Annotated in this window: 24 protein-coding genes and 1 pseudogene; 15 read left to right on the top strand and 10 right to left on the bottom strand. The window is 61.5% G+C overall.

Annotated features, from left to right (window positions below):
* Nucleotides 1-116 precede the first annotated feature (116 nt).
* Complete coding sequence (locus DK926_RS12750; protein ID WP_114330706.1) at nucleotides 117-911, top strand: IclR family transcriptional regulator; 795 nt, start codon at nucleotides 117-119, stop codon at nucleotides 909-911.
* A gap of 8 nt (nucleotides 912-919) precedes the next feature.
* Here the strand turns inward: DK926_RS12750 and DK926_RS12755 are convergent, their stop codons facing one another.
* The 3 genes from DK926_RS12755 to DK926_RS12765 are packed head-to-tail and all read right to left on the bottom strand — an operon-like array spanning nucleotide 920 to nucleotide 3,533.
* Nucleotides 920-1,573: an ElyC/SanA/YdcF family protein gene (locus tag DK926_RS12755; RefSeq protein ID WP_114330707.1), complete on the bottom strand. Its 654-nt coding sequence runs from the start codon at nucleotides 1,571-1,573 to the stop codon at nucleotides 920-922.
* A 16-nt stretch (nucleotides 1,574-1,589) separates the two neighbouring features.
* Nucleotides 1,590-3,140, bottom strand: a complete 1,551-nt coding sequence (locus DK926_RS12760; protein WP_243636782.1) for an FAD-dependent monooxygenase — start codon at nucleotides 3,138-3,140, stop codon at nucleotides 1,590-1,592.
* 3 nt (nucleotides 3,141-3,143) lie between these two features.
* Nucleotides 3,144-3,533, bottom strand: a complete 390-nt coding sequence (locus tag DK926_RS12765) for a PPOX class F420-dependent oxidoreductase (protein WP_114330708.1) — start codon at nucleotides 3,531-3,533, stop codon at nucleotides 3,144-3,146.
* 111 nt (nucleotides 3,534-3,644) lie between these two features.
* On the opposite strand from DK926_RS12765, the gene DK926_RS12770 reads away from it, so the two are divergent.
* The 3 genes from DK926_RS12770 (at nucleotide 3,645) to DK926_RS12780 (ending at nucleotide 6,345) form a co-directional block, all read left to right on the top strand.
* Nucleotides 3,645-5,267: a long-chain fatty acid--CoA ligase gene (locus DK926_RS12770; RefSeq protein WP_114330709.1), complete on the top strand. Its 1,623-nt coding sequence runs from the start codon at nucleotides 3,645-3,647 to the stop codon at nucleotides 5,265-5,267.
* Between the two features lie 140 nt (nucleotides 5,268-5,407).
* On the top strand, nucleotides 5,408-5,773 hold the full coding sequence (locus DK926_RS12775; protein ID WP_243636783.1) for a ParD-like family protein: 366 nt from the start codon (nucleotides 5,408-5,410) through the stop codon (nucleotides 5,771-5,773).
* On the top strand, nucleotides 5,770-6,345 hold the full coding sequence (locus tag DK926_RS12780; protein WP_114330710.1) for a zeta toxin family protein: 576 nt from the start codon (nucleotides 5,770-5,772) through the stop codon (nucleotides 6,343-6,345). The genes DK926_RS12775 and DK926_RS12780 overlap by 4 nt, the downstream gene beginning before the upstream one ends.
* A gap of 38 nt (nucleotides 6,346-6,383) precedes the next feature.
* Here the strand turns inward: DK926_RS12780 and DK926_RS12785 are convergent, their stop codons facing one another.
* Nucleotides 6,384-6,941, bottom strand: a complete 558-nt coding sequence (locus DK926_RS12785; protein WP_114330711.1) for a dihydrofolate reductase family protein — start codon at nucleotides 6,939-6,941, stop codon at nucleotides 6,384-6,386.
* A gap of 32 nt (nucleotides 6,942-6,973) precedes the next feature.
* Entirely contained in the window at nucleotides 6,974-7,543 is a 570-nt protein-coding gene (locus DK926_RS12790; protein ID WP_114330712.1) for a TetR family transcriptional regulator, read from the bottom strand.
* A 117-nt stretch (nucleotides 7,544-7,660) separates the two neighbouring features.
* On the opposite strand from DK926_RS12790, the gene DK926_RS12795 reads away from it, so the two are divergent.
* Entirely contained in the window at nucleotides 7,661-8,557 is an 897-nt protein-coding gene (locus DK926_RS12795; protein ID WP_114330713.1) for an SDR family oxidoreductase, read from the top strand.
* 21 nt (nucleotides 8,558-8,578) lie between these two features.
* On the opposite strand, the gene DK926_RS12800 is transcribed toward DK926_RS12795, so the two are convergent.
* Nucleotides 8,579-8,953: a hypothetical protein gene (locus DK926_RS12800; RefSeq protein WP_114330714.1), complete on the bottom strand. Its 375-nt coding sequence runs from the start codon at nucleotides 8,951-8,953 to the stop codon at nucleotides 8,579-8,581.
* 650 nt (nucleotides 8,954-9,603) lie between these two features.
* Between DK926_RS12800 and DK926_RS12810 the strand changes: the two are divergent.
* Nucleotides 9,604-10,567, top strand: a pseudogene (locus DK926_RS12810) (histone-like nucleoid-structuring protein Lsr2).
* A gap of 28 nt (nucleotides 10,568-10,595) precedes the next feature.
* On the opposite strand, the gene DK926_RS12815 reads toward DK926_RS12810, so the two are convergent.
* Together DK926_RS12815 and DK926_RS12820 are read right to left on the bottom strand one after the other, a co-directional pair.
* Entirely contained in the window at nucleotides 10,596-11,804 is a 1,209-nt protein-coding gene (locus DK926_RS12815) for a Fic family protein (protein WP_114330716.1), read from the bottom strand.
* An 84-nt stretch (nucleotides 11,805-11,888) separates the two neighbouring features.
* Nucleotides 11,889-12,536, bottom strand: a complete 648-nt coding sequence (locus tag DK926_RS12820) for a TerD family protein (RefSeq protein ID WP_114330717.1) — start codon at nucleotides 12,534-12,536, stop codon at nucleotides 11,889-11,891.
* A 371-nt stretch (nucleotides 12,537-12,907) separates the two neighbouring features.
* On the opposite strand from DK926_RS12820, the gene DK926_RS12825 reads away from it, so the two are divergent.
* The 3 genes from DK926_RS12825 to DK926_RS27215 all read left to right on the top strand — a co-directional run bounded on the left by DK926_RS12825 (nucleotide 12,908) and on the right by DK926_RS27215 (nucleotide 16,500).
* A complete protein-coding gene (locus DK926_RS12825) occupies nucleotides 12,908-14,665 on the top strand; it encodes an ATP-binding protein (RefSeq protein ID WP_165839566.1) in 1,758 nt (585 codons plus the stop codon).
* Nucleotides 14,658-16,091, top strand: coding sequence for a UvrD-helicase domain-containing protein (locus tag DK926_RS12830; RefSeq protein WP_165839567.1), 1,434 nt, complete (start codon nucleotides 14,658-14,660; stop codon nucleotides 16,089-16,091). Before DK926_RS12825 ends, DK926_RS12830 begins: the two co-directional genes overlap by 8 nt.
* Before the next feature lie 286 nt (nucleotides 16,092-16,377).
* Nucleotides 16,378-16,500 carry a hypothetical protein gene (locus DK926_RS27215; RefSeq protein WP_279387083.1) on the top strand — a complete coding sequence of 41 codons (123 nt, stop codon included), beginning with the start codon at nucleotides 16,378-16,380 and terminating at the stop codon, nucleotides 16,498-16,500.
* Between the two features lie 478 nt (nucleotides 16,501-16,978).
* Here the strand turns inward: DK926_RS27215 and DK926_RS12835 are convergent, their stop codons facing one another.
* Nucleotides 16,979-17,467, bottom strand: a complete 489-nt coding sequence (locus DK926_RS12835; protein WP_114330720.1) for a DUF4190 domain-containing protein — start codon at nucleotides 17,465-17,467, stop codon at nucleotides 16,979-16,981.
* Between the two features lie 306 nt (nucleotides 17,468-17,773).
* Between DK926_RS12835 and DK926_RS12840 the strand changes: the two genes are divergently transcribed.
* Together DK926_RS12840 and DK926_RS12845 are read left to right on the top strand one after the other, a co-directional pair.
* Entirely contained in the window at nucleotides 17,774-18,142 is a 369-nt protein-coding gene (locus DK926_RS12840; RefSeq protein ID WP_114330721.1) for a hypothetical protein, read from the top strand.
* Nucleotides 18,139-20,082: a primary-amine oxidase gene (locus tag DK926_RS12845; RefSeq protein WP_114330722.1), complete on the top strand. Its 1,944-nt coding sequence runs from the start codon at nucleotides 18,139-18,141 to the stop codon at nucleotides 20,080-20,082. Before DK926_RS12840 ends, DK926_RS12845 begins: the two co-directional genes overlap by 4 nt.
* Before the next feature lie 88 nt (nucleotides 20,083-20,170).
* Here DK926_RS12845 and DK926_RS12850 read toward each other — a convergent pair whose 3' ends face one another.
* The gene (locus DK926_RS12850; RefSeq protein ID WP_165839568.1) at nucleotides 20,171-20,944 is read right to left on the bottom strand and encodes a GntR family transcriptional regulator; all 774 of its coding nucleotides are present in this window, start codon (nucleotides 20,942-20,944) and stop codon (nucleotides 20,171-20,173) included.
* 237 nt (nucleotides 20,945-21,181) lie between these two features.
* Between DK926_RS12850 and DK926_RS12855 the strand changes: the two genes are divergently transcribed.
* The 4 genes from DK926_RS12855 to DK926_RS12870 are packed head-to-tail and all read left to right on the top strand — an operon-like array spanning nucleotide 21,182 to nucleotide 25,005.
* Complete coding sequence (locus DK926_RS12855; protein WP_165839569.1) at nucleotides 21,182-21,946, top strand: inositol monophosphatase family protein; 765 nt, start codon at nucleotides 21,182-21,184, stop codon at nucleotides 21,944-21,946.
* A gap of 5 nt (nucleotides 21,947-21,951) precedes the next feature.
* Complete coding sequence (locus DK926_RS12860; protein WP_068430596.1) at nucleotides 21,952-22,230, top strand: hypothetical protein; 279 nt, start codon at nucleotides 21,952-21,954, stop codon at nucleotides 22,228-22,230.
* Nucleotide 22,231: 1 nt separating this feature from the next.
* Entirely contained in the window at nucleotides 22,232-23,785 is a 1,554-nt protein-coding gene (locus tag DK926_RS12865; protein ID WP_114330725.1) for a sodium:solute symporter family protein, read from the top strand.
* A complete protein-coding gene (locus DK926_RS12870; RefSeq protein ID WP_279387084.1) occupies nucleotides 23,785-25,005 on the top strand; it encodes a M20 family metallo-hydrolase in 1,221 nt (406 codons plus the stop codon). The genes DK926_RS12865 and DK926_RS12870 overlap by 1 nt, the downstream gene beginning before the upstream one ends.
* Nucleotides 25,006-25,016 lie beyond the last annotated feature (11 nt).

Raw genomic sequence — 25,016 nt, forward strand, 5'->3', positions numbered from 1 at the left:
ACAGGAGTGGGCGGAAGACCTTGCATGTTGTCCGGAATCCGGATAGCCTGTCCGGAATCCGAGAGAACGGTCTCACAGGGCCGTCGAAGTGTCAACGGTCACACCGAGGAAGTCCGATGCCTGCTATCCCCGAGCTCGAGATCGATCCGAAGAATCACATTGCGTCGGTCGTCAAAGCGACCCGCATTCTCGAGGCGTTCGACCGCGAATCCCCCGAACTCTCCATCAACGAACTGGTGAAACGGTGCGGCTACACGCGCACGACGACGCATCGAATACTCGCGACGCTCGAGCTCACCGGTTGGCTCGAACGAACGTCGACGGGCGACTACAAGATGACACTGCGCGTCTTCGAACTCGCGTCCAGTGTTCTCGGCAGCTTCGACCTCCGCACCGAAGCCAGTCATGTGATGTCCGATCTGGCAGCGCGCTTCGACGAGAACGTGTACCTCGTCGTACCGGACGGCACGAGAGCGGTCTGCCTGGACCTCATCGAAAGCAGTCGTCCCGTACGCGTCATGTCGCTGTCCGTCGGCAGATCTCTCCCGCTGTTCATCGGCGGCGCGCCCGTGGCGTTGCTCGCCGAACTCGAGGACACGTTGCTGCCGCGACTGCTCTCATCGGGACCACTCACGACGCCGCTGGGACAGGACGTCGACGAACCGACGCTCCGCCGGATCCTCGCCGACACCCGTGCCCGCGGCTACGCGATCAGCCTCGAGGACGTCACCCCTGGGGTCGCGGCTCTCGGCGCCTGCATCTTCGACCGCGCGCGGCGACCGGTCGCTGCGTTGAGTTTCGGAGGGTTCCTTTCCAACTTCGAGCAGCCCCGCAGGACGGAGTTGGCCGAAGCATTGGTCGACGGCGCCCGGACCATCTCTCGCCGACTCGGTTTTCAAGACCGCGCGTGAGGTGCGTTCTAGCGCACCGCCACCCGCAACGACTCGTCCGGCTCCGATACCACTGCCGGAGGCCTTCCCGACAGCAGGTCCAACGCAACCTTGGGGCGCGCCAGCAACTCTCGCGCGTAGTTGCGCCATTCCGGCAGCCATCCGCATTCGCAGCCGGCGGTGACTCCGTCGGCGTCGATTCCCACGTCGCGACACAGCGCGACGGCCCGCGACACGTGCAACGGCTGGCTGACGACCAAAGCCTTGGTGACGCCGAACGTCGTCGCGGCCCGGACACACGAGTCGTACGTGTCGATTCCGTAGTCGTCGCTCACGATGATGTCGCGATCGATTCCGGCGTCGACCAGATACTCGGTCATGGCATCGATTTCGTTGCCCGACAGTCCGTCTCGATTTCCGCTGACCAGAATTGCCTTGGCCTTGCCGGACTCCACCAACGCGATCGCCGCGTCGAGTCGCCCGGACAGGAATCCGCCCGGCTTGCCGCCGTGCACCACGGCACCGAGCACGATGACCACCGGAGCTTCCGGCGCGTCGGCCACATCGTGCACACGTCCGGATGCCGCGTGCGCGACCCACGCCGTCGACGCAGCGATGGCGGCAACGGCAAGCGCAACCAGTACGCCTACGACCTGAACGAGCCTGCGCCGAAACTTTCTCACTCACGCGAGAATACCGTCAGACCGGTTCGGGCTCCGTCGTCGACAACGCCAGCGCCGACTCGATGGCCGCGACGTCATCCACCCGCGTCACCGTTGCGATGTACCCGTCGGGACGGATGACGACGATGCCGCCGTGCTCCTGCAGACCGTATCGCTCGGCGATCTCGTCGTCCCACACTGCTACTGCCGTCGTACCGGGTATCGAAATCGGTTGCGTTTCAGCCTTCACGACGAGTAGAACATGGTCCGACGGCCGTGCTCGACGCGTCTTCACGAGGTACGGCCACAACTCGGTCCCCACCACTGCGGGCGCGGCCTCCCCCGCCTTCACTCGCGCGTGCAGGCCCTTCCGAACGATCGGGCTGTGCACGTACGAAATCGAGTACTCCTCCATCTCGTCGGCGATGCGCCGCTGCGCGAAGCGCTCGCCTCCGACGACGTGAACGAGCCGATTGCGCACGCCCCGTGCAACTTTCGACGTCATCGTGGCGCCACGTGTGATCAGCGTCGTCTCGCCGATGACGTGCGCAGCGACGGGGTGGCGTTCGTCGTGGTAGCTGTCGAGCAGCGTCTCCGACGCCGTATCCATCACTGCCGCAGCGAGTTTCCACCCGAGGTTGAACGCGTCCTGCATGCCTGTGTTCATCCCCTGCCCGCCGGCCGGACTATGCACGTGCGCCGCATCGCCGGCGAGGAACACCCGGCCGGTTCGATAACGCGGAACTTGCGCGTGATGAATCTCGAACGTCGTCAGCCAACGCGGTGACCGGAGCTGGGCGCCGAGACCACGCTCGTCGCACACCTGCTGTAGCCACTCCATCGTCGCCTCACGGTCTCGATCCGCGGCGTCGATTTCGGCAATCACCCGAACACGATCACCCACCATCGGGAAGATGAGCGCCGGACCACCACCCGACGACGCGAACATGTGCATCGCCCGTCGATCCAGGTCGTAGGTCGCGTCGACGTCACCCATCAGGAACCGCTCGCCCTTGAAGGAGCCTTCCAGCTTCTGGCCGAGATGATGCCGAACGGTGCTCGACGCCCCGTCCGTCCCCACCAGGTAGCGACACGTGATGCTGCCGGTCGACGTGAACGCCTGCACCGACGCGCCGTCCTGCGTGAAGTCGATCAGCTCGACACCCCGCTCGATCTCGACGCCTAGCTCCCGAAGCCGGGCGGTAAGAATGCGTTCGGTTTCGGTCTGCGCCGTCGTCACCGAGAAGGGATACGGACTGTCGACGGTATCGAGCGGGACGTCGGCCAGCATCTTCCCGTCGGCGTGGAAGTGCAGCGCAGTGGTCCGGCGGCCGGAATCGACGATCGCGTCGACGACGCCCATCGCGTCCATCATCTCCAGACTGCGCGCATGGACGACCACGGCTCGCGATTCGTCGGTCGGTTCGGTGCGGCGGTCGATGATTCTGGTCGCGACCCCTCGGCGCGCCAACTCGACTGCCAGCACCAAACCCACCGGCCCTGCCCCCACCACCAGGACATCTGTATCGAACGACGTCATGTGCAGCATCGTGTCCGACGCCGCGGCGTCCTGCCGCCGGTCGGCCACAATTCACCCTGTGGTGATCGACAAAATCACCCGTTTCTTCCGCCCGCGGGCGATCAGCGGTTCGAGCACCTGCAGGATGCGGTATTCGAGACCGTACTTCTTCTTGATCTTCTCGGTGGCCCGATCGGCGGCATTGCCGGTGACGATGACCGCTTGCCCCTGCAGCGCGACGGCGTCGTCGGCCACCTTGCCGCGCCGGGTGCACGGCCGCAGCTCGACGCGGCCCGAGTTTCTGATGCGCTTGACCTTGCCGGTCTCGGCCGGCGTCGTGACAACCAGCGTGTCACCGTCGCGCGCGACCCACACGGGTGTCGAGACGGGCTCTCCCGACCGGCGGAAGGTGGTCAACGAGACGAAGGCCTCGTCGCCCAATGATTCCAACGATGCTGTCATGCCACAACGTTACGCACCCGGATCCACTGAAACTGCCGCCTCGTTCGTTCGGTTCCGTAGTGTGCACTCTGTGATGCGCACCACATCGAGCACCGGAGGAACAGGACGTACATGAAGAGCACGATGCAGGACACCCCTCTGTCGATCGGCCAGCTGGTCCGCTTCGGGACGACGATTCACGCCGACGCCCGGATCACCACTTGGGGTGACGACGGTCCCAGCACTGTCACTTTCGCCCAATTGGGCCGACGCGCAGCGCAACTCGCGCACGGCCTACGTTCCATCGGAATCGACGACGACCAACGCGTCGGCACGTTCATGTGGAACAACGCGGCACACATGGAGGCCTACATGGCCGTGCCCGCGATGGGGGCGGTGTTGCACACCCTCAACATCCGACTGTTCCCCGAACAGCTCGTCTACATCGCGGAGCACGCCGAAGACCGAGTGATCATCGCCGACGCCAGTCTGCTGCCCCTCTTGACGCCGCTGCTCCCGAAGATGCCGACCGTCCGGCATCTGGTCGTCGTCGGCGCCGACCCGGCGGACGTGCAGGCGCCGTCTCACATCGAGGTGCTGAATTACGAGGCCCTGCTCGACGGCAAGCCCGAGGAATTCGACTGGCCCGAGCTCGACGAACGATCAGCTGCCGCAATGTGTTACACGTCCGGGACCACCGGCGATCCGAAGGGCGTCGTGTATTCGCATCGCTCGATCTGGTTGCACTCGATGCAGGCATGCATGTCGGACAGCATGGGCCTCGCGCAGTCCGACACGGTCCTCGCGATCGTGCCGATGTTCCACGCGATGTCGTGGGGTCTGCCCTACGCCGCGCTGATGGTCGGTGCGTCGATCATCATGCCCGACAAGTACCTGCAGCCCGCGCCCCTCGCTCAGATGATCGAAACGCTCCGTCCGACGGCGGCAGCTGCGGTCCCGACCATCTGGCAGGCCCTATATGCGCATCTCGCCGAGCACCCGGTCGACCTGTCGTGTCTGCGCGACGTGTTGGTCGGCGGAAGTGCTTGCCCGCCGTCGCTGATGCGGGCGTTCCACGAGGAGTACGGCGTACACATCACACAGGCGTGGGGCATGACCGAGACCTCGCCGGTCGGTACGTCGGGCAGGCCCGACGCCGGACTGTCGCCGGAGGAAGAGTTCGACTTGCGCTGCACGCAAGGGCGATTCATCGCTGCTGTCCGGGCGAGAATTGTCGACGACGCAGGCACCGAACTGCCCTGGGACGGAACCAGCGTCGGTGAACTCGAAGTTCGTGGGCCGTGGATCACGGGCAGCTACTACCGCAACGACGCGTCGGACAAGTTCGACGACGGGTGGCTGCGCACAGGTGACGTCGGCACCATCTCGTCACGCGGCTACCTGACGCTGACCGACCGCGCCAAGGACATCATCAAGTCAGGCGGCGAGTGGATCTCGTCGGTCGAGTTGGAAAACCACGTCATGGAACACCCCGACGTGCGTGAGGCTGCGGTCATCGGCGTCCCCGACGCAAAGTGGGACGAGCGACCGCTGGTTGCCGTCGTCGTGCGCGACGGTGCGAGCATCACTGCAGACGAGCTCAAGAAATTCCTCGACGGCCGCGTCGCGCACTGGCAGTTGCCGGAGCGGTGGACGTTCATCGACGAGGTACCCAAGACGAGCGTCGGGAAGTACGACAAGAAGCGGCTTCGGAGCACGCACGCGGAAGGTGGGCTGACGGTCGTCGAAATTTAGTGCGGCTGCGCCGCCCGTGCGCGGAAAGTTGGGCCAGGGCCCAACTTTCCGCGCACGGGTCGCGTAGCGGCCACTTCGGTCGGCCAGGGCTGTGGCAAATTGCTACAGTGGAGGTCGTTGTCACCCGATCGGAGATGATTATGGCCACCACCTCGTCCTTACGGATAGACGACGACCTATACGCCGCGGCGAAGTTGGCGGGTGCAGTCTCGAGTCGCAGCGCCGCGCAGCAGGTAGCCCATTGGGCTCTCGTCGGTCGGGAAATGGAAACGTCCCGCCATGTGTCGGCGCGCGATATCTCGGACGTCCTGGCTGGCAGGAAGGCGTACGACTCCCTGTCCGCCCGAGAGCAGGCGGTCACTCGTGCTGAATGGACCGAGCGCATCGAGGCGTTGACGGGATCTTTGAACTTCGAGAGCGAGTTCGCCGACGAGGGACGTGCGTACGTCGAAATCGACGCAGACGGCAACGTGCAGCACAGGAAGCCCGGCGCCGAACCCGCATGAGCGCCGATCCTGTTCTACACCTGCTTGCGGGTCCGAACGGCGCGGGAAAGAGCACCTTTTATGCTCGCGTTCTGTTACCGGTAACCCATCTACCGTTCGTGAACGCCAATGAGATCGCCCACGCTCGCTGGCCTGGCGCTGAGGCCGCACATGCCTACGACGCGTCGAGTATCGCCGCCGAGCAGCGTGTTGAATTGCTCGCGGATCGGCAATCATTTGTGACGGAGACCGTCTTCTCGCACGAGTCCAAGCTAAGTCTCAGTGAAACCGCGGTCGACGCCAGTTACCTGGTGACCTTGCATGTCGTCGCAATTCCAGTCGACCTTGCCGTTGCTCGTGTGGCCAATCGCGTGCGAGTGGGTGGCCACGCGGTTCCGGAGACGAAGATTCGCGAGCGTTACGACCGACTGTGGCCCCTGGTGCGATCCGCAATCGCAGTCGTTGATCGCGCTGTCGTGTACGACAATTCGACCGCCCGTGCGCCGTTCCGGACCGTCGCACGTTTCGATCGCGGTCGATTGATCGGCAACGCCGACTGGCCGGAGTGGACGCCCGCCGCCCTCCGTCAGTAGACCGCGTTGGACGCCGAGCGGTGGCAGTGGCCGGAGGACTACTCCGCCCCAGCCCCAAGTTTCGGTTCGTACCTTAGCGACACCGCACCCGACGCGAATTCCTGACGCCCGACGGGCACGAGATCCAGGGGCGTCTTTATCCCTTCGAACAACGTTCGCCCGTGGCCGACGATCCGGGGATGAACGATGAACTCGTACTCGTCGATCAATCCCATCTCGGCCAGCGCCGTCGGTAGAGTCACGCCGCCGACATACAGACCCTCACCGGGCTTCTGTTTCAGTTGCTGCACAGTCTCTTTCAAGTCTTCTCGCACCAGCTCGGAATTCCACTCGACGCTTGTAAGCGTGTTCGACACGACATACTTCTTCTTCGCGCCGATTGCCGTGGCGAACGGCTGCGTCCACTCGGGCATTTCGGGTCCGGGTTCACGCCACGCCTCTTCCATCATCTGGTAAGTCACTCGACCGAGGATGAGCGCGTCGGCGCGCGCGATGATGTCCGCCGAGTGCTGATGCATTTCCGGATCTGGCGTCACCGCCGTGTGGTCTATACAGCCGTCGAGCGTGACGTTGATGGAGTAGCGCAATGGTCGCATGCGGGGAAGGTACCGGAAAGCACCGACGCGGTTCAGGCTTTGGACGTAAGGTCCGTCAAGTCGCGGAACAGGTCCTTTGCGATGTCACCGAAAGAACGATCCTCGTCGGCCGCGATCCACTGCCGGAATGCGACGCCGAAGACTGCAACGCCGACCTCCGCAGCCAGTACAGCCTGCGGTTCGGACACACCACGATCGGTGAGCGCCGACGCCACTGCGCGCGCCAGCGCCGCCAATTTGAGCAACTCTCGTTCCTGCAAGCCAGGATTCGCGTCGATGACGGTTTGTCGTGTACGCGAATGCGGCCGTTGGTCGTCGTTAAAGAACGCGGCTGCCGACGCAACTGCCTGCGCGACGACCTCGATGGTTGCCGCCTCGTCGGATGCTTTCGATACCGCCTCGACGAAGACCGCCTGGAGCTGCTCCTGGCCGTCGAACAGCACTTCGCGTTTGTCGGCGAAGTGCCGAAAGAACGTCCGTTCCGTGACGCCGGCAGCCTGGGCGATATCCGTCGCGGTCGTCTGCTCGAACCCGCGCTCGGCATACAAGTCGAGCGCGGCTGCACGCAGACGGTCTTTCGCACCCGGTTCCCATCGGACCATGGGAAGCATCTTAGTGATGACAGCGACTGACACCAACGTGTACGCTGATGTCAGTCACCGACGTCAGTCACTGACATCATCCGCTCGCCTTCGACGAGCCTTCGATAGGAGAACTTCATGCGTGTTTTCGTCACCGGAGCGTCGGGTTGGATCGGTTCGGCCGCAGTCGACGAGCTGCTCGCGCACGGCTATGACGTCACCGGGCTCGCTCGCAGTGATGCGTCGGCAGAGGCGCTTGCGGCGAGGGGTGCGGCCGTACTGCGCGGCGATCTCGACGACCTCGACAGCCTGCGCATGGGCGCTACCGAGGCCGACGCCGTCATCCACCTCGCGAACAAACACGATTGGGCAAACATGGCCGAGTCGAATCGCGCCGAACGCGCTGCTGTTCAGACACTCGGCGACGCGTTGATCGGGTCCGGTCGGCCGTTGCTTGTCGCATCGGGTGTCGCCGGCCTCGCGCAGGGCCGACCGAGCACCGAGGACGATGCCTCCCCTGCCGTCGGTCCGGACTCGCCACGCGGCGGTACCGAAAACCTGGCACTGGACTATGCGGATCGGGGCGTAAAGCCGATTGCGCTGCGCTTCTCGCCGACGACGCATGGCGACGGTGACCACGGTTTCGTTTCTGTCCTCGTTGCCGCGGCTCGTAGGACCGGCGTCTCGGGATACGTCGGTGACGGGTCGACCGGTTGGGCTGCGGTGCATCGCTCCGACGCCGCCAGGATGATTCGTCTCGGGCTCGAGAAGGCACCGTCGGGCTCGCGTCTGCACGCGGTCGGTGAAAGCAGTGTGTCGTCGAGGGAGATCGCAGGGGCCATCGGGCGCGGGCTGGGTCTGCCGGTTCAGTCGATCTCCGCGGAGAACGCGATGAAGCACTTCGGATTCACCGGCATGTTCTTTGGAATGGACCTCTCGTCGTCCAGCGAGAAGACGCGGAAGCTGCCTGACTGGGAGCCGACGGGTCCGACTCTGGCAGAGGATCTTTCGTCGGGGTCGTACTTTCGCGGCTGAACCGCAGCAAGGGTGTCGACGTCAGTTCGGTCCATTTTGGTCGATCGCCATCGAATTCCGAGTATCAACGGCCGTCGTGTCTGCGAAGAACTTCTTGAATACAATTTGCATCTCGGTGACCACGTCGATGTGGCTTTGAAGTACGTCAACCAGATTGTTTGCGCCGCCCATTGCCTTCTGGGCAAACCGAACTCGTAGCGCTCTGCCTGACTCGAATTCGCCCAAGCCGTTGACATCGGCAAGCAGCCTCGCGGCAGCTTGGTGCGCAACGAGCTTCTCCAAGAACTCATCACACGCTCGACTGCACGACACAGCTGCGTCCGGGTTCAGGTAAAGCTGTCCGTTGTCAGCCGCATTCGCGAGAGCTTGCCAGCGTGTCACACCGGGTTCGGTCACAGTAGCTCCTACTGGGTAGAGGAAGGCAGTACCGGTTCGAGATCCGTTGCGTGCGAAACCACCAACTCACACGGATCGTCGGCCGGTTCGACCCCACCTGCGAAGTCGACCGATAGGACTACTGCGCCTTTCCCTACCGGGAGTGCGACGTTGCAATCAGCGACGGCCCTCGAATCGTTGGTCCTATACCGAAACGCGTCACGCCCATTGACAGTGAGATCGACACGGTCCAGCCGAGAATCATCGGACCTGATCGACTCGATGGTGTGCCGATCCGAGGAGCGAATGTGGAAGAAATACGGCTGCGAGGTCGGAGGCGCACGAAACCCACACAGGTCCCAGTCTTCGACGACCACCCCCGACTGCCACCCCTGTTTCCGCGAGCTGGGATCGAGACCCATCGCCTCGATTACGTCATCCGCGACTGTGCACGGATCCCACCGCGTCGGCTCGGCGGCGGCCTCAGGCTGGACGTCGCGACCGCATGCGACGACCAGCAGCGCAACAGCAGACAACACAAACACCCACCTGCGCACCCGAACCCCCCCCGGTCTTGACGGTCGACAGATTAGACGCATCAGGGACGGGTGCGGTTCCGGTCGACGCAAGAACAAGCCGACGACGACGGCAAACGTGGCAGTATCGCCGAGATGGAGTTGCTGATCGCCAAGAATCCCGACGAAGGTTCCTCGCTGCCCTACCTACTCCGTGTCCCTCTGGCCGGTGTGCCGATTCTCCGGGCCCGTGATGTGTGGCCCCGAACTAACGCCGTCTATTGCCACCCCGTCGCCGACGAAGAATGGCCCACGAAACCCGAGATCGTCGAACGCGTCGAGCTTCGGGTGTGCGAGCGTCGCGGTGCCGCGATCGACATCGTTGCCACCCGCAGTCGAGAGAACCGATCGCAGATCGTCTTTCACGAAGGCCCGTGGCCGCGACATGGTGTTCTGGCAGTCACCGCGAACCCGCACACAATCGAGGCCGAAGACAGCACCGTCACGGTCCAAGGCGTCGGGTATCGCGGAGCTCGAGATCGTCGTCGACGCACACGAACGCTACGCCTACAGCTTCAACCAACAGCGTGCGCGCATCTCCAAGCAGGCTCTCCCGTGCGGTGACTACGCAGTGGTGTCCGACGGCAAAATCGTCGCATCGGTCGAGCGGAAGTCAGCAGCTGACCTGCTGTCGAGCATGACATCGGGTCGACTGCGATACGCGATGGCCGATCTGGCGTCGCTCCCCCGAGCGGCGGTCGTCGTCGAGGACCAGTACTCGACGATTCTGGCGTCGAAGTTCGTATCGGCCAAGGATGCTGCCGACGGTCTCGCAGAATTGCAGGTTCGCTATCCGACGGTGCCGATCGTGTTCGCACAGACACGAAAGCTCGCTGAAGAGTAGACTTTTCGCTATCTTGCCGCCGCCCTGACGTGGATCTCCGACGACGCTGACGCCATGAATTCAGCAGCCACGCTTCCCGCGAAGAAGTTAGCCAAGACAGGGCCGTCGAACACCGTGATCCGCGCCTGGGCCCGCGAGCGCGGATACGCAGTCGCCGACCGCGGAGCGATCAGCCGCGAAGTACGCGAAAAGTTCGCCGCCGACAAGGCACCCTGACACGAGCAACGCCGACGCTCGACGGCTACTACGTCGCAAAACGTCGGGTCCGTTCGGCGAATCGGTCGAGCGCTCCCAGAATCTCGTCCGCCTGCCAGACGCGGTTGCGTCGTCCTTTCGACGTCTGATGCAGAATCTCTGCGTCGACGAGTCGATCGATCGCACGTTGCGCAGACATGTCGCTGACGCCGAAAGTTCTTCGCACGAAGTCATTGTCGATAACCGGCTGCGCGACAAGCGCATCGATTAGCTTCCATGCGACGGAATCGCGACGTGCAACGATCCTGTCGATGAATTGATCTCGTGCAGAGGCCAAGTCGTCGACAAGCATGCGTCCGTTCGCTACCGAGGTGAAAGTCGCAGTATTCAGCCTGCTGATAATCGGCTCGATGTTTCCCGTCCGGTATTCACCGAGGCTAGAGAAGTAAGATGCGGTGTCTGTCAGCAGTCCCGCAGACACGGGGACCGTGACACGTTCGACAACCCCGGCTCGACGCAACATCGTGTGGACCAGCGCTCTACCGGTTCTTCCGTTTCCGTCGGTGAACGGGTGAATCGTCTCGAACTGCGCATGCGAGATAGCTATGTGGGGCAATACGGGGAGATCTGTCCTCGACGCGAAAACGAAAAAGTCATCCAGCACCACCTCGAGACGATCATGGTGCGGCGGAACGAATTCGGCGCGATGCGGGCCGAAATCGGAACCACCGATCCAAACCTGCTGCGTTCGCCAACGACCCGCGTCGGGATCACCGGCTGGTTCCATCAAAGCCCGATGCATTTCCAACACGGATTCTGCGGACACAGTTGCACTCGCCGCCAGCGCGGCCTCCATCGCACGTACGTTGCCGCTGACGATCGACGCGTTGCGGCTGCTGGGCGAGCCGAGTTCCGAAAGCGCAAGCGACCTTGCCCCCACGGTGAGGTTCTCGATCTGCGAGGAAGCAGCACTCTCGGAACGAAGCAGAATCGACATCATCGGCGCCAATTCCGTGGATGGGCCGAGTTTCCGCGAAGCGTACTCGTCAAACCGAACGACCTCACGCAGGGCATCTTCGGATTCCGCCGCAAGTTCGACGGAAATGCGGACTTCGGCATCACCGACCAGGGCGGGGATCGCGGCTTCGTAGTCGCCGGCATGTAACCGACGCTGGGTTCTGGATGCATGCGCCGACGGGTGCCACGGCCGGGATTCGAACTCCACAGCGGGCACACCCTGCGTCGAATCGTTCGCCATGACCGCAGCATACCAAGCCTTATCAATCTAAAGATTGCTATGAGCGCCGCAAGCCTACGTTTAGCCAGCCCAGACGCGGGCGCCCTACCCGTCCACCTCCACGCCATACCGAACAGCTAGTTCCGCAAGACCGTCGTCGTACCCCTGCCCGATTGCGCGGAACCGCCACGTCCCGTTTCGCCGGTAAATCTCTGCGAGCATCAGAGTCCGTTCTGTCGTGGCCGCGTCGAGAACCGCTGTTGCAAGCGCAGATTCGGGACTGTCCAGACAGACAGACACCGCACCCACATCACCGAAAGTGCGTTCGCCTTCGATCGCCGCGGCCACGACGATGCGTTCGCATTCCGATGGTACGACCGACAAATCGATGCGAACCCCTTGCTCGCTGTCACCGTCGATTGTGAGGGCGACCGAGCCCTCCGACGTGGCGGGTGCGTTGTAGAAGACGAAATCCTCGTCGCTCGACACCAACTCGTCACCGTTCAGCAGGAAGGCCACGACGTCCACTTCGGCCGGTGACGAGTCCGACGCGTGCCATGAAGTGTTCACGGTCAGCGATGTCGCCTCAGGAGCAATATCGACGACGCCTCCGCGTGGGACGAGCGGCGCGATTGTCGGACGCGGGGACGGTGTGGGCGACGGCTCCTCGAGGTTCAGCGCCCCGTCGACCAGGTCCTGCGTGAGCATAGGCAGCGCGCGTTCGACGACGCGTGGCATCTGTTTGAATGCCATCCACTGGCCTTCGCTAAGTGACAATCATTGTCAAATAACAGAGGTGTGTCGAGTTTGGACTTTTCGAGTTCATACTCGGCGCACTTTGGTTTTCCTGAGGTCAAGCGGGTTCAAATCTTGCTTGATCATTTGGCAGTATCGCCACAAATAAGTTGATTCCGTAAAGTATGTAAAAGCAGGAATTCGTCATACATCGTGCGCGGCTTTAGCTTATCGGCTTTCCCTGCCCCTACTTCTGGGGGCACGCTCAGCACGCAGCTAAACCGTTGCATCTAGCAACGTTAGTCTGTAGTGTAAGCAGGCCCATTCTAGGACTTTTGCTGCCTCCGAGAGATAATTCGAATAGGAAGAATATAATGAAGATACGTCGCTTGGATATCAAGAATTACCGCGGGATTCGAGACCTAAGCTGGATTGTTCCGGAAGATCATCAGCTTGTCATGCTGGTTGGACCTGGCGACAGTACTAAGTCGACAATTATCGACGCTCTATATCTCGCCCTCAGTGAACGCTACTCGTTATCCCTATCTGACACAGATTTCTACTTGGGGAACGTTGATGAGCCAATCACGATACGTGTAACGCTCATCGAGCTTAGTGCTGACGTGATGAGGCACAACGTTCTCGGTATGGAGATGGGGGGAATCAAGGAGGATGGAACGTTAACTCATGACCCTGGAGATGGCGATAAGACTTGTCTAACGATACAACTGTCAATTGACGCGGATCTAGAGCCTATATGGTCGGTCTATCGGGAGGGAGGTACGGAGTCGTTCACTCAGATTGGAGTGGGTGCACGTAAGAAGCTCTCAGTGTTCAAGGTGGACGAGCGAATCGATGGCCACCTTCGCTGGAGTCGGACTTCCGCGCTTGGAAAGCTGACAGAGTCGGAGCATGACACCTCGGGAACGCTGGCTGCGGCTACTCGCGCGTCTAGGGCGGCGGTTACGAAGGCAATCTCGGCCGAGCTGCAGACGCTGACTGGCGAAGTGCAAACCCGCATGAACCAGCTTGGAAGTGGCGACTTCAAGGCTCTGCGTCCTGGGCTCGACACGTCAGTCCCATCGTCATCGGGCTTGCTGGCGTTGTATGAGGACCAGGTTCCTTTGATGAACTATGGCCTCGGTACGCGACGTCTAGCCGGCCTCGCAACCCAGCAGCTGGCACATTCAGGTAAATCGATACTGATGATTGACGAGGTCGAGTATGGTCTCGAACCGCATCGTCTCGTCTTCCTGCTTTCCAAGCTCAAAGGATCAGGAGACATCGCCCAAGCTTTCATCACTACGCACTCACCCGTAGCGATCGAGCAGATGAAGGCAACGGATGTCTTCGTCGTGCGGTCCGGCGGTGCTGGAGGTGTGCAAGTCCACTCGTTCTCCGGGTCTCCCAACAGTGCGCAAGCAGTACTGAGATCGAACCCGTCGGCATTGCTTGCGCGACGGGTGTTCTTCGGTGAGGGTCGTACGGAGTATGGACTGCTGTTGGGCCTGATGGAGGTATGGGACCGCGAACGGGTCGTGCTAGGTGATACTCCTGCAGTTGGACTGGGTACCGCACTCGCTGATGGTGGCGGCGGATCTACGGCGCCGGTTCGCGCGCGAATGCTTCAAGGTGTTGGGTACGAAACCTATGTTCTCATGGATAACGACGACCGAGGTGTGGACAAAGCAGTTCGGCAGGCCGGGCGTGCTGGAGTTACCGTAATCAGGTGGAGCCTGGAGAAGGCCACTGAAGCTGAGTTGGTGGAAAGCCTAGATAGCGACCTTTTGACAGATTTGCTTGACATTGCTGTTCAGAACAGAGTCGACGAGAGAACTGTTCTGCATGATCTCAACAATAAACTGACTAGTGACGCGGTGTTGATAGATCTCGATGTTGACACATGGGTGGCAGACCACGAGATGACTATCGAAGAGTGTCGGGTACTCATCGCGAGCGCGGCAAGTGAATACTCTTGGTTTAAGAATCCAGATCAAGGAAGAAATCTTGCAGCTTGGGTATTAGACCACGAATTAGATCTTGACGGCTCAAATTTTTGGGCAAAAATTGTGGAAGTGAAGGCTGCGATGTATCCGCAAGAACCTGCAGAAGGAGATGCGGAACCGGGGTCAGACGTCGATGGATAGCGATCTTCGATCCGAAGCTGTTCAGCTTCTGGCGCGACTTCCTTTGTCAGTCGAGATGCCCGCTGGAACTGGTAAGACCCAGCTGATTGCAGCAATGGCCAGTGTCGCTGTGGATAAAGGTCAATCGGTCCTGATACTGACACACACCAATGCGGGTGTGGCCGCTCTGAGAACTCGAATAAAAAAATTTGGCGTTAAACAGAGCAATATCCACGTTGACACCATCGCCAGTTGGGCTTTCGAGCTGGTCAGACACTACCCCGTACTTGCGGGAATCCAGATACCACCACTGCCAGATTGGTCAAAATCTAGCGAATACGTTGATGGTGCAGCGAAAGTAGCAAGTGCAAATGCTATCCAAGCGATGCACGTCGCAAGCTTCAACGTTCTGATGGTCGACGAATATCAAGATTGCAATGTACGGCAACATGAACTTGTCACTGCGATTGCTAATGTATTGCCGACCGCAGTGTTCGGCGACAGACTTCAGGGTATCTTTGACTTCAAGGACGAACTATTGGTCGACTGGGAGATCCATGTCGCCCCTGTCTTCCCCGTGGTTGTTCGCGCACACACCGCTTGGCGGTGGAAGGGTTACAACGAGCCACTAGGTCAGTGGTTGTTAGATATCCGCGACGAACTAATAGCTGGGAATACGATAGACCTCGCCGCTGTTGACATCGAAGGTTTGACCTGGCGTCCTAACACTCACGAAGAGCTAACGGCGTCAGCATTTGCGATCACGGACCATGAGGAGACCGTAGCTATCATGAACCGTTGGCGCGGAGATAATGTTAGAACCGCTAATCGCCTTGGAGGCGCCTACTCTGTAATGGAAGACCTTAACGGACGCTTTATGCACCAAAGCTTGCAAGAGCTTGAGGATGCAAATCCGTCGGACTATCCGCTTTGGCTAGCCTGCTTTATTAAAAAATGTTTCACTGGATTCGGAACGCTTGATTCTACAGTCTTGAGAAGGCTGCGTCGAGGTGAATCGACCGCTGATTTGTTACGACCGGAGATAGAGCTTTCACTCCAGGCTTTGTCGGCGTTGGGTGCTTTTCCGAGTATTACGAATCTTGTTCGAGTTATGACATTGATCGAGCGAAATGGTGAAGGTCGTCTACATTGCCATGAAGCGTGGCGCGATACTCTAGCCGCATTGCGTGCCGTTGCGCTTGATCCAGCCCAGAAACCACGCGACAGTCTTGCTTTAATTCGGGATCGACTGCGATACACTGGACGAAAGTCTCGCCAGCGTATCATATCTAGGACTCTCCTTATCAAGGGTCTCGAATACGACCACGGAATTATCTGCGGTGCCGACAATTTCGGTTCGCTCCGTCATCTCTATGTTGGTTTTACTCGGCCTCGCAAAAGTCTTACGATATTGAGTAACTCTCCCTTAATAAGGTTGATAGACTGACGCTACTTTCACCTGCCATAAGCGAAGGAGATAAACTTGTGATCCATTCCAAATATCAGATACCAAACGAAGAGGGACTAGAACAACATCGCAAAGGCACCCAACTATCGCAGCCGGAGCTCAGTCTCAAGCTCATCGCCCGAGCCAACTCGCCATCCTTCTGGATTTGCAGGAGTCAGATGAGCTCGACCAGCTCCAGCCAGTGCCGGCCGTCGATCCAGGTGACCTAGTAGACGTGACACCGCCGGTGCCAAGACACGAACGCGTCCGCGTTACGCCCTCCACGATGCATCAAACCCCAAACCCCGACGGATCAAACGCCTACGCCTTCGAGGGCGGCCATGTGTTCGCCCTGATCACCGATCAGGGCTACGTCGCCTACCGCATCCCCGAAGATCACACCTCATGATCCCAGGCAAAACTGACTAGATCTCCGACGGCTCTGGCGTCCGCATACCCGCCTGGCGCGTCACCCTCTCCACGGAGTACAGGAAGTTACTCAAAGTGTTTGAGAGTGCTCGTGACCTCGTCAACGCGGAACTGTATGCGCAGGAGCAAAGCGACCGGCAAGGCAAAGCCGCTAAACTGTGCAGCTCAGACCACTTTCCTGTCATCCGGCGTGTCTCCGGTGAAAGGTTTGAATGCCATCCACTTGCCTCCGTCAAGAGGACTGCGCCGATTCCAGGCAGCCAGACGCACCGGCGGCGCGCGTAGCCGGACATGGTGCCGTACGCCTAGGGGTACTGAAACGGGCAGCGCTTTCGTTAGGACCCGCACAGCCGCCGTCGTTCTTGGCGAAAACACTCCAGCGGCCACGGGCAGGTGACCGCCGTCCGACACCCACCTGACGCGACCAGGCTAATCTGCCACCCGTCGATAACCAGCCATCACTCTGAGCAGGCCTCCATCTGTGCAGCAGTATCTGCATTACTGATGCAGTCGAGGCCGGAGTCCAGGTCGTCGACTGCCCCAAAGACGATCGTGATTCCCCAAATGCCAAGGGCGATGGCGAGAACCGAAACGACGATTCCCGAGATTGCGGTCTTCTTGTGGGTTGCCTTGTTTTTCCTCACCCTGGACAGGCCTGCGAAACCGAGCGCCAGTCCGACGATCCCAAGTATCAGGCAGATGAAGCCGGTGAACGGGATGATGCCGAACACTAGACCTACGATGGCCAGAATGAGAGATGCCAGTCCGAACCCGTTCTTCTCTGGGTTGACCGGCTGCTGCGCGGCGTAACCGTACTGGTAACCCGGCTGCGGCTGGCCGTATGCCGGTTGTGATTGCCCGTAGCCAGGTTGACCCTGCTGATAGCTGTTCGGATCGTAATTTTGGGCGCCTTGGCTGGGACCGGTCGGGTAGTCAGGATTCGACATCGTTCACCCTTTCGAGTGGTGTAGGTCACATCGCCGACTGTTTTCGGGGCGTTACGTCGTCTAGTTCTTCGGAATGTCCACAGCCTCTGACGAAGACCCAGAGTGAACATGAACTTGATCCTGTAGTCGCGTCTAACAACGCGCGGATGTGGGACCACCGGCGGCAACCGTCGACGCACTCCCGGCCCTTCAACAACCTCTGCTGCGCCCGTCGCATTAACACGCCCCTCACATAACAGCCGAGGACCAGAAATGGTCCACCCCTACCGTCAGGAACACGAAGGACGGACGGGGAGGTGACCGACAGTGTGGATCAATCGCATCGCCGCTGCCCTTGCGGTGCTGTCGGCATATCTCCACCTCACGATGAACGACGCAGGGATCGCCATCGTCGCGATGGCCATGCTGTGCCTGTTCTGCGCCGTCGACCTGTGGAGGTCACCGGGTAACCGCGCGTGGGTGATGGTCGCCGCGTCGAGCGCAGGGATGCTGCTGGCGCACTCGTCGTTCCCGTCCGGCCATCACCACACCGGCCACGCCGCGAGCCAACCGAGCATGACGGCCGCGTCGGCCATCGCTGCAGCCGAGCTCGTACTGGCGGCGTCCGTCGTCTTCTTCCGCACCCGCCGAGTCCCCACCGAGTTTCGTCCCAACAGATTGCAGGAGCTTCGATGACCGACACGTTCGCGCCCGTCACCATCCACCCGCTCGAGCCGCTGAGCCCGCAGGAGATCTCGCAGGCGTCGGCCATCGTGGTCCGCGAACAGAACCTCACGCCGTCCGCGCGTTTCGTCTACATCGAGCTGAACGAGCCGTCGAAAGAGCAACTCGAACAACAACATACAGACCGACGCGCTTTTATCGTTCTCCGAGACCGCGACGCGCACGCGACGTTCGAGGCCATCGTCTCCCTCACCACCGACAGCATCATCAGCTACACCGAGATCGCCGACGCGCAACCGCCCATCACTCTCGAAGAGTTCCTGCAGTGCGAGGACGTCATCAAGGCCGACCCCCGCTGGCAGGAAGCGATGATCAAGCGCGGCGTCACCGACTTCAGCCTCGCCATGGTCGACAAGTGGGCCAGCGGTCACACGATGGACGACGACAACCCCGGTGGCCGACGCCTCGCGCGTCCCCTGACGTTCGTCCGCAGCGAGGCGCAGGAGAACGGCTACGCGCGGCCAGTCGAAAACCTCGTCGTCACAGTCGACATGGACACGATGGAGGTCGTCGAGGTCGCCGATACCGGCGTCATACCGCTCCCCCAGTCACCCGGCAACTACCTGCCCGGATTGTACGAACGGCCCGGCAACGTGCCGGAGTTCGCCGAGCAGCGGGCACCGATGAAGACGATCGACATCACACAGCCGGACGGACCGTCGTTCACGGTCGACGGCCACTACGTCGAATGGGCGAATTGGCGCCTGCGCGTGGGCTTTACACCCCGCGAGGGTCTCGTCCTGCACGACGTCAACTACGTTGACCGCGGTACCGTGAGGCCGGTGATCCACCGTGCGTCGCTGTCCGAGATGTACGTGCCCTACGGCGATCCCGGCGACAGCCAGTGGAACAAGAACGTCTTCGACGAAGGAGAGTACGGACTCGGCGTACTCGCGAATTCGCTTCAGCTGGGCTGTGATTGCCTCGGCGAGATCCACTACTTCGACGCGTATGTCAACGATCAGGACGGACAACCGATCGAGCTGCCGAACGCGATCTGCATGCACGAGGAGGACTACAGCATCGGATGGAAGCACACCGACTTCCGAGACAATCTCGGGCAGGTACGACGCAATCGTCGCCTGGTCGTCTCGTTCTTCGCGACAGTCGGCAACTACGACTACGGGTTCTACTGGCACCTCTACCTCGACGGGTCGATCGAGTTCGAGATCAAACTGACGGGCATCATCTCCACCGGCGCGATCGAGCCCGGTCAGATTCCGGAGTTCGGCACACTCGTCGCCCCTGGTCTGTACGGGCCGCATCACCAGCACTTCTTCAGCGTGCGTCTGGACATGAAGGTCGATGGGGAGCGGAACAATCTGTACGAACTGGAGGCCGAGGCGGTACCCGTCGGACCGGAGAACCCGCACGGCAATGCGTGGCGACAGACCAAACGGCAGTTGACCACCGAGTCCGAGGCACAGCGCGTCGCCGACCCGTTGAAGGCGCGGACGTGGCTGATTGCGAACGCCGACAAGAAGAACAGGCTCGGCGGGCATATCGGGTACAAGATCGAACCGTCGGGCGCGGTCGCGTTGCCTCTCGCACAGCCGGGTTCGCAGCAGGCTCGTCGCGGCGGGTTCGCGACGAAACACATGTGGGCGACGCCCTACGCCGAGCGTGAGCGCTATGCCGCCGGCGAATACGTGGCGCAGAACCCTGGTCACGACGGTCTCGAAAAGTACACCGCGCAGAACCGCTCACTGGAAGACGCTGACCTTGTCATCTGGCCGACTATTGCGGCGCATCATGTCGTACGTCCCGAAGATTGGCCTGTCATGCCCGTCAGTCACGTCAGCCTGCACCTGAAGCCGACGGGATTCTTCGACGGTAACCCGATGCTCGATCTGGCCCCGGAAACCCCGAAGTCCGGCAGTCATTGCTGTTAGGCGACTCCGTCGCATGTGTACGGAAATACATAGCGGGCTATGTATTTCCGTGCACATGGGCGAAGCCCCCTCACATGGGCGAAGCCCCTCACAGGCGGGTAGCGCTGCGCACCTTCAACCGCGTCCGATCCGCGCGGAACAGGTCCACCGAGTATTCGACGGGCCGCTCCTGCTGGTCGTAGCCGATGCGCTCGAGCTTCAAGATGGGTGTCCCCTCCGGCTGGCCGAGGAGCGACCCGACCGGCGCCGTGACCATCGCCAGCTCGATGGACTCGTCGGCCATACAGACCGAAATTCCCAGATTCCTGCGCAACGCTTCGTACACCGAATTCAGCGGCGTCTCCAACACGGGCCCACAGATGCTGCCGCTGAGGTACATCTGCTCGAGCGACAACGTGTCCCCGTCGGCAAATCGCAAGCGCAGCAACGACACAACGGGACCGTCGCCGAGGACACGAGCCACTTCGGCAGACGGCGTCGCCATCCGCGCCGAGATCACCTTGGTTCCGTCGCGAAAACCCTGCTCATGCAACATCTGTGGGACGCCTTTGACCGTGTTCAGGCTCCGCAGCAACCTACGGCTCTCGCACACTGTCCGTGCACTCTCCGGCGAGGGAGACCCAGGTGCGACCGACGTCAGGTAGGCACCGCCCGCGCGTCCTTTCAGACGGCGAATCACGCCGTCACGTTCCAGCAGGTCGAGTGCCTTGCGGAGCGTCGTGCGCGAGGTACCGAGCCGCTCCGCCAGCTCGCGCTCCGGTGGCAGCCGAGCAACAGAGCGCTGCTCGAGTTCCTCGACGAGGCGCAGCAATGCGGCATGGGTCTGCTCCATCAACAGCACCGGCCAACCTCCTTGAATCACGTCACGACAATCTAACCCGCGCCCAAACCTCGAAATGACCATCTACCAGCAGATTTACGCACGATTAACAACGCTGGCGTTCTACGTCACTCCAGTGCGGACTCGCGTTACACGCAGTTCACACACGGTGAGTAAAACCAGAAATGGTCTACGCGGATCGTTGTCCGTGTTCGAAAAGTAGGAGCCGGTTGCTACTACCCACTCACGGGCGGCGAAGCCGCACAAGGAGGCACCACTGTGGAAGATTCACGGTCGGCGCGCGCCGCACTCGGCGTCGAGCTCGCCCGCTCGGCCGGTGAGATCGCACGCCGCTGGTTCGACACCTCGGCCCTGACGGTCGAGGCAAAACAGGACGGTTCCCCTGTTACGCAGGCGGATCGGGAGATCGAACAGCACATCCGCGCCGAAGTCATCAAGTACTACCCCGAGGACAGCTTCCTCGGCGAAGAGTTCGGCGAAACAGAAGGAACCTCGGGTTACCGTTGGATCGTCGACCCGATCGACGGCACCAAATCCTTCGTGCACGGAGTTCCCCTGTACGCCAACCTGATCGCGCTGGAAGAGAACGGCACCATCGTCGCAGGCGTCATCAACCTGCCCAGCGCCGACGTCCTCATGCACGCCGAGCGTGGCAAAGGTTGCTTCAAAAACGGCGAGCGCGTACACGTTTCGGACAAGACCGAACTCGACGGCGCCTACGTCATGGCGACGTGGCTCGAGGACTGGCATCCCGACGCGCTGATCGACCTCCAATCCGCCGGAGCCGTCGTCCGCACCTGGGGCGACGCATACGGCTACATGATGGTCGCGAGCGGCCAGGCCGAAGCGATCGTCGACTACACCACGCAGGCCTACGATCTCGCCCCCATGCCGGTCATCATCGAGGAAGCCGGCGGCACGTTCACCTCGCTCGACGGAGCGCGAGAGTTCGACGGAGGCAACGGCATTGCCTCCAACGGAGCAGTCCACGACTCGGTCCTCAAAATAGTCAACCAAGGATGACGCACATGAAAGAGTACATTCGCGGCCTCGACCGGAGGACGATCACCACGTTCTTCGGCGGCATCTACGCACTCGCCCTGCTCTTCGCTCTGTTCCCGCCGCTCTACATGTGGGGCAGCGGAATTCGATTCGAGATCCTCGGCATTCCGTTCTCCATCATGTACTGGCTGATCAACGGACTCGTGCTCGGATTCACCCTCTGGGGCCTCTACATCGTCGAGGACATCCGCGGGGAACTCGACGAGGACCTCCTCCCTGCCACCGCACCTCTTTCTGGAGAATGACATGTTGATCATGCTGGGAATGCTGGCGGTCTTCTACGCCATCGTCATCTTCATCCTCTACACCACGCAGCAGAAGTCCTCCCCGACGTTCGACGAGTACTCCGTCGGCGGCCGCAGCTACGGCCCCTGGTACGTCGCGATGAGTTACGTCAACTCGTGGTGGCCCGGATCGGTGTTCATCGCCTTCTTCGGATTGGCCAGCGGCGCAGGCGTATTCGGCCTCTACGGTCTCGCCTACTCCAGCCTCGGCGTCGCGATGATGTACTTCATGGCCACCCGCGCCTGGCGTTGGGGAGCGAAGTACAACCTCCGCTCACAGCCCGACCTCCTCGGTCTGCGCTTCAACTCGCGCGGCACCAAAATCGTCGCCAGCGTCATCGGCATCGTCTCGCTGTTCCCGTGGGTCGTTCTCGGTATGCAGGCACTCGGCGAGGTCTTCCAGGTCGCGACGGCCGGCGCCTGGTCGGTCACGACGTGCCTGTTCGTCGGACTCGCGGTGATCGTCATCCGCCAGTACTGGACCGTCAAGATGGGCATGCGCGGCCTGATCATGACCGACATGTTCCAGGGCCTCGTCGCCTACGTCTTCTCCGCAGCCCTCTGCCTGATTCTGCTGTCCGGTGTCGCCGGCGGCCCGATCAGCTTCGCCACCCTGGGAGATGTCGCCGACGAGTACCTGCGCGTCCCCGGTGACGGCGACGCCTACGGCCCGTTCTACCTGTTCGCGCTCATCTTCACCGGCGTCGTCGGATCGCTCTGCTGGCCGACGAGCTTCCAGCGCATCTACACCGCCGCCAGCGTCCGCGCCGTCAAGTCCGGCACCATCCGCACCGTCCTGATCTCCGGTGTCTTCTACTCGCTGCTCATGCTCGTCGGCATCGCCGGATCGGTCATGGCCGGCGTCGCGGAGTCGCCGCAGACCGGCTGGTTTACCATCATGGAAAGCTACGGCGGCACATGGCTTCTCGGCCTCGGCGCCACCATGGTGTTCGCAGCGTCCATGGGCCACATCGACGGCAGCGTCCAGGTGTGCGGCCTGCAGATCGCCAACGACCTCGTCAACTCCGAGAAGCGTCCACTCACCGACAGCCAGCTCACCAAGGTTGCCAAGGGAAGCATGCTCGCGTTCATGGCAGCCGCGGCCATCGTCGCCTACGCGACCTTCAACATGACGCGTCTGCAGCTCCTCGCGCAGATCTCGTATCAGGGCGTCGTCCAGCTCGCGATCCCACTGTTCCTCGGCGTCTTCTGGCGCGGAGGCAACGGCAAGGGTGCGGTCGCCGGCATGATCACCGGCTTCGTCACCGCTCTCGTCCTCACCGCGATCTACCCCGACGACATCCCCGGCCTCGGCAGCCTCACCGGCGGCGTCATCGGCATGGCCGTCAACCTTGCCGTCTTCCTCATCGTCTCGAAAGCCACCGGCACGACGGCCGAGGAGAAGGCACGCGTCGACGCGATGTTCGAGGTCGGCAAGCGCCCCGCCCGCACCGCCCCCGCAGATCTGTCCATGGAAGGACAGATCCAGGAAATCGCCTCACCGGAGAAGATCTAGTGTTTTTTCTACAAGACTTCGAAGCAATGTCTCGGTTCGGCGCCACCGCAGCTGGTGGCGTCGACCGGGAGGCAGCGACCGCCGACGACGGTCGGACCAGGCGGTTCCTCGCCGCCTGGTTCGACCGGCACGGCCTCACCACCGTCGTCGACTCCGTCGGCAACATGTACGGCACCGTCGAGTTCGTTCCCGGCGCTCCCTACGTGCTCGTCGGCTCGCATCTCGACAGTCAGCCGACGGCCGGGAAGTACGACGGCGCCTACGGTGTCCTCGCCGCCGCTCACGCCGCACGGGAGATCGCGGACCGCGTCGAACAGGGTTCTCTGACTCCCCAGTTCAATGTCGCAGTCGTCAACTGGTTCAACGAGGAAGGCTCCCGCTTCTCCCCGTCCCTCATGGGAAGCGGGGTCTTCATCGGCAAGTTCGACGCAGAGAACATTCTGGACGTGACCGACCGAGCTGGTATCAGTGTTCGAGACGCGTTGTCCGACATCGGTTTCCACGGCGACGGCACCGCACCCATCGCCGCCTCCTACGCCGAAATCCACATCGAACAGGGCCCCATTCTCGAGAAGGAAGACACCACGATCGGGATCGTGACCGCCAACTGGGCGGCGCGGAAGTACTCGATCACGGTGCACGGCGAGCAATCCCACACCGGCGCAACGCATATGGCCCTGCGTCACGACGCGCTCGTCGGCGCCAGCAAGATCGTCGTCGCCGCCAGAGAACTCACGACGAAGTTCGACGACGGACTCCTTCTCGCGTCCGTCGGCCAGTTCGACGTGGAGCCCAACTCGCCCATCGTGGTTCCGTCGAAAGTCACGATGGCGATCGACATCCGGTCGTCGGATCCCGACGTCCTCGAGAAGGCGCACGCAATGCTGCTCGACGCGATCGAGCAGGAAACCGAGGTGCAGGTCAGCATCAACACCTCGTCGCTGCGGCCGTCGACCAGCTACCAGGGCGAGGGCGTCGAACTCGCCGAGAAGGCTGCCACCGATCTGGGCCTGTCGTATCGACGCATGCTGACGATGGCCGGCCACGACTCGGTGAACATGAAGGACATCGTGCCGACGGTCATGCTGTTCGTCCCCAGCGTCGACGGCATCTCCCACAGCGAGAAGGAGCTGACGCACGACGACGACATGGTCGACGGCGTGCGGATGCTCACCGAAACCGTGGCTCGCTTGGTCCGTGGCGACATCGCAACCAGTTAGAAGGATCTTCC

It is taken from the genome of Rhodococcus sp. Eu-32 (assembly GCF_003336925.1).
Lineage (GTDB): Bacteria > Actinomycetota > Actinomycetes > Mycobacteriales > Mycobacteriaceae > Rhodococcoides > Rhodococcoides kyotonensis_B.

Coding starts and splice junctions, on each gene's coding strand:
- DK926_RS12750 (WP_114330706.1), top strand. CDS start 117: ATGCCTGCTATCCCCGAGCTCGAGATCGATCCGAAGAATCACATTGCG.
- DK926_RS12765 (WP_114330708.1), bottom strand. CDS start 3,533: ATGACAGCATCGTTGGAATCATTGGGCGACGAGGCCTTCGTCTCGTTG.
- DK926_RS12770 (WP_114330709.1), top strand. CDS start 3,645: ATGAAGAGCACGATGCAGGACACCCCTCTGTCGATCGGCCAGCTGGTC.
- DK926_RS12775 (WP_243636783.1), top strand. CDS start 5,408: ATGGCCACCACCTCGTCCTTACGGATAGACGACGACCTATACGCCGCG.
- DK926_RS12780 (WP_114330710.1), top strand. CDS start 5,770: ATGAGCGCCGATCCTGTTCTACACCTGCTTGCGGGTCCGAACGGCGCG.
- DK926_RS12785 (WP_114330711.1), bottom strand. CDS start 6,941: ATGCGACCATTGCGCTACTCCATCAACGTCACGCTCGACGGCTGTATA.
- DK926_RS12790 (WP_114330712.1), bottom strand. CDS start 7,543: ATGGTCCGATGGGAACCGGGTGCGAAAGACCGTCTGCGTGCAGCCGCG.
- DK926_RS12795 (WP_114330713.1), top strand. CDS start 7,661: ATGCGTGTTTTCGTCACCGGAGCGTCGGGTTGGATCGGTTCGGCCGCA.
- DK926_RS12815 (WP_114330716.1), bottom strand. CDS start 11,804: ATGGCGAACGATTCGACGCAGGGTGTGCCCGCTGTGGAGTTCGAATCC.
- DK926_RS12820 (WP_114330717.1), bottom strand. CDS start 12,536: ATGGCATTCAAACAGATGCCACGCGTCGTCGAACGCGCGCTGCCTATG.
- DK926_RS12830 (WP_165839567.1), top strand. CDS start 14,658: ATGGATAGCGATCTTCGATCCGAAGCTGTTCAGCTTCTGGCGCGACTT.
- DK926_RS27215 (WP_279387083.1), top strand. CDS start 16,378: ATGCATCAAACCCCAAACCCCGACGGATCAAACGCCTACGCCTTCGAG.
- DK926_RS12835 (WP_114330720.1), bottom strand. CDS start 17,467: ATGTCGAATCCTGACTACCCGACCGGTCCCAGCCAAGGCGCCCAAAAT.
- DK926_RS12845 (WP_114330722.1), top strand. CDS start 18,139: ATGACCGACACGTTCGCGCCCGTCACCATCCACCCGCTCGAGCCGCTG.
- DK926_RS12860 (WP_068430596.1), top strand. CDS start 21,952: ATGAAAGAGTACATTCGCGGCCTCGACCGGAGGACGATCACCACGTTC.
- DK926_RS12865 (WP_114330725.1), top strand. CDS start 22,232: ATGTTGATCATGCTGGGAATGCTGGCGGTCTTCTACGCCATCGTCATC.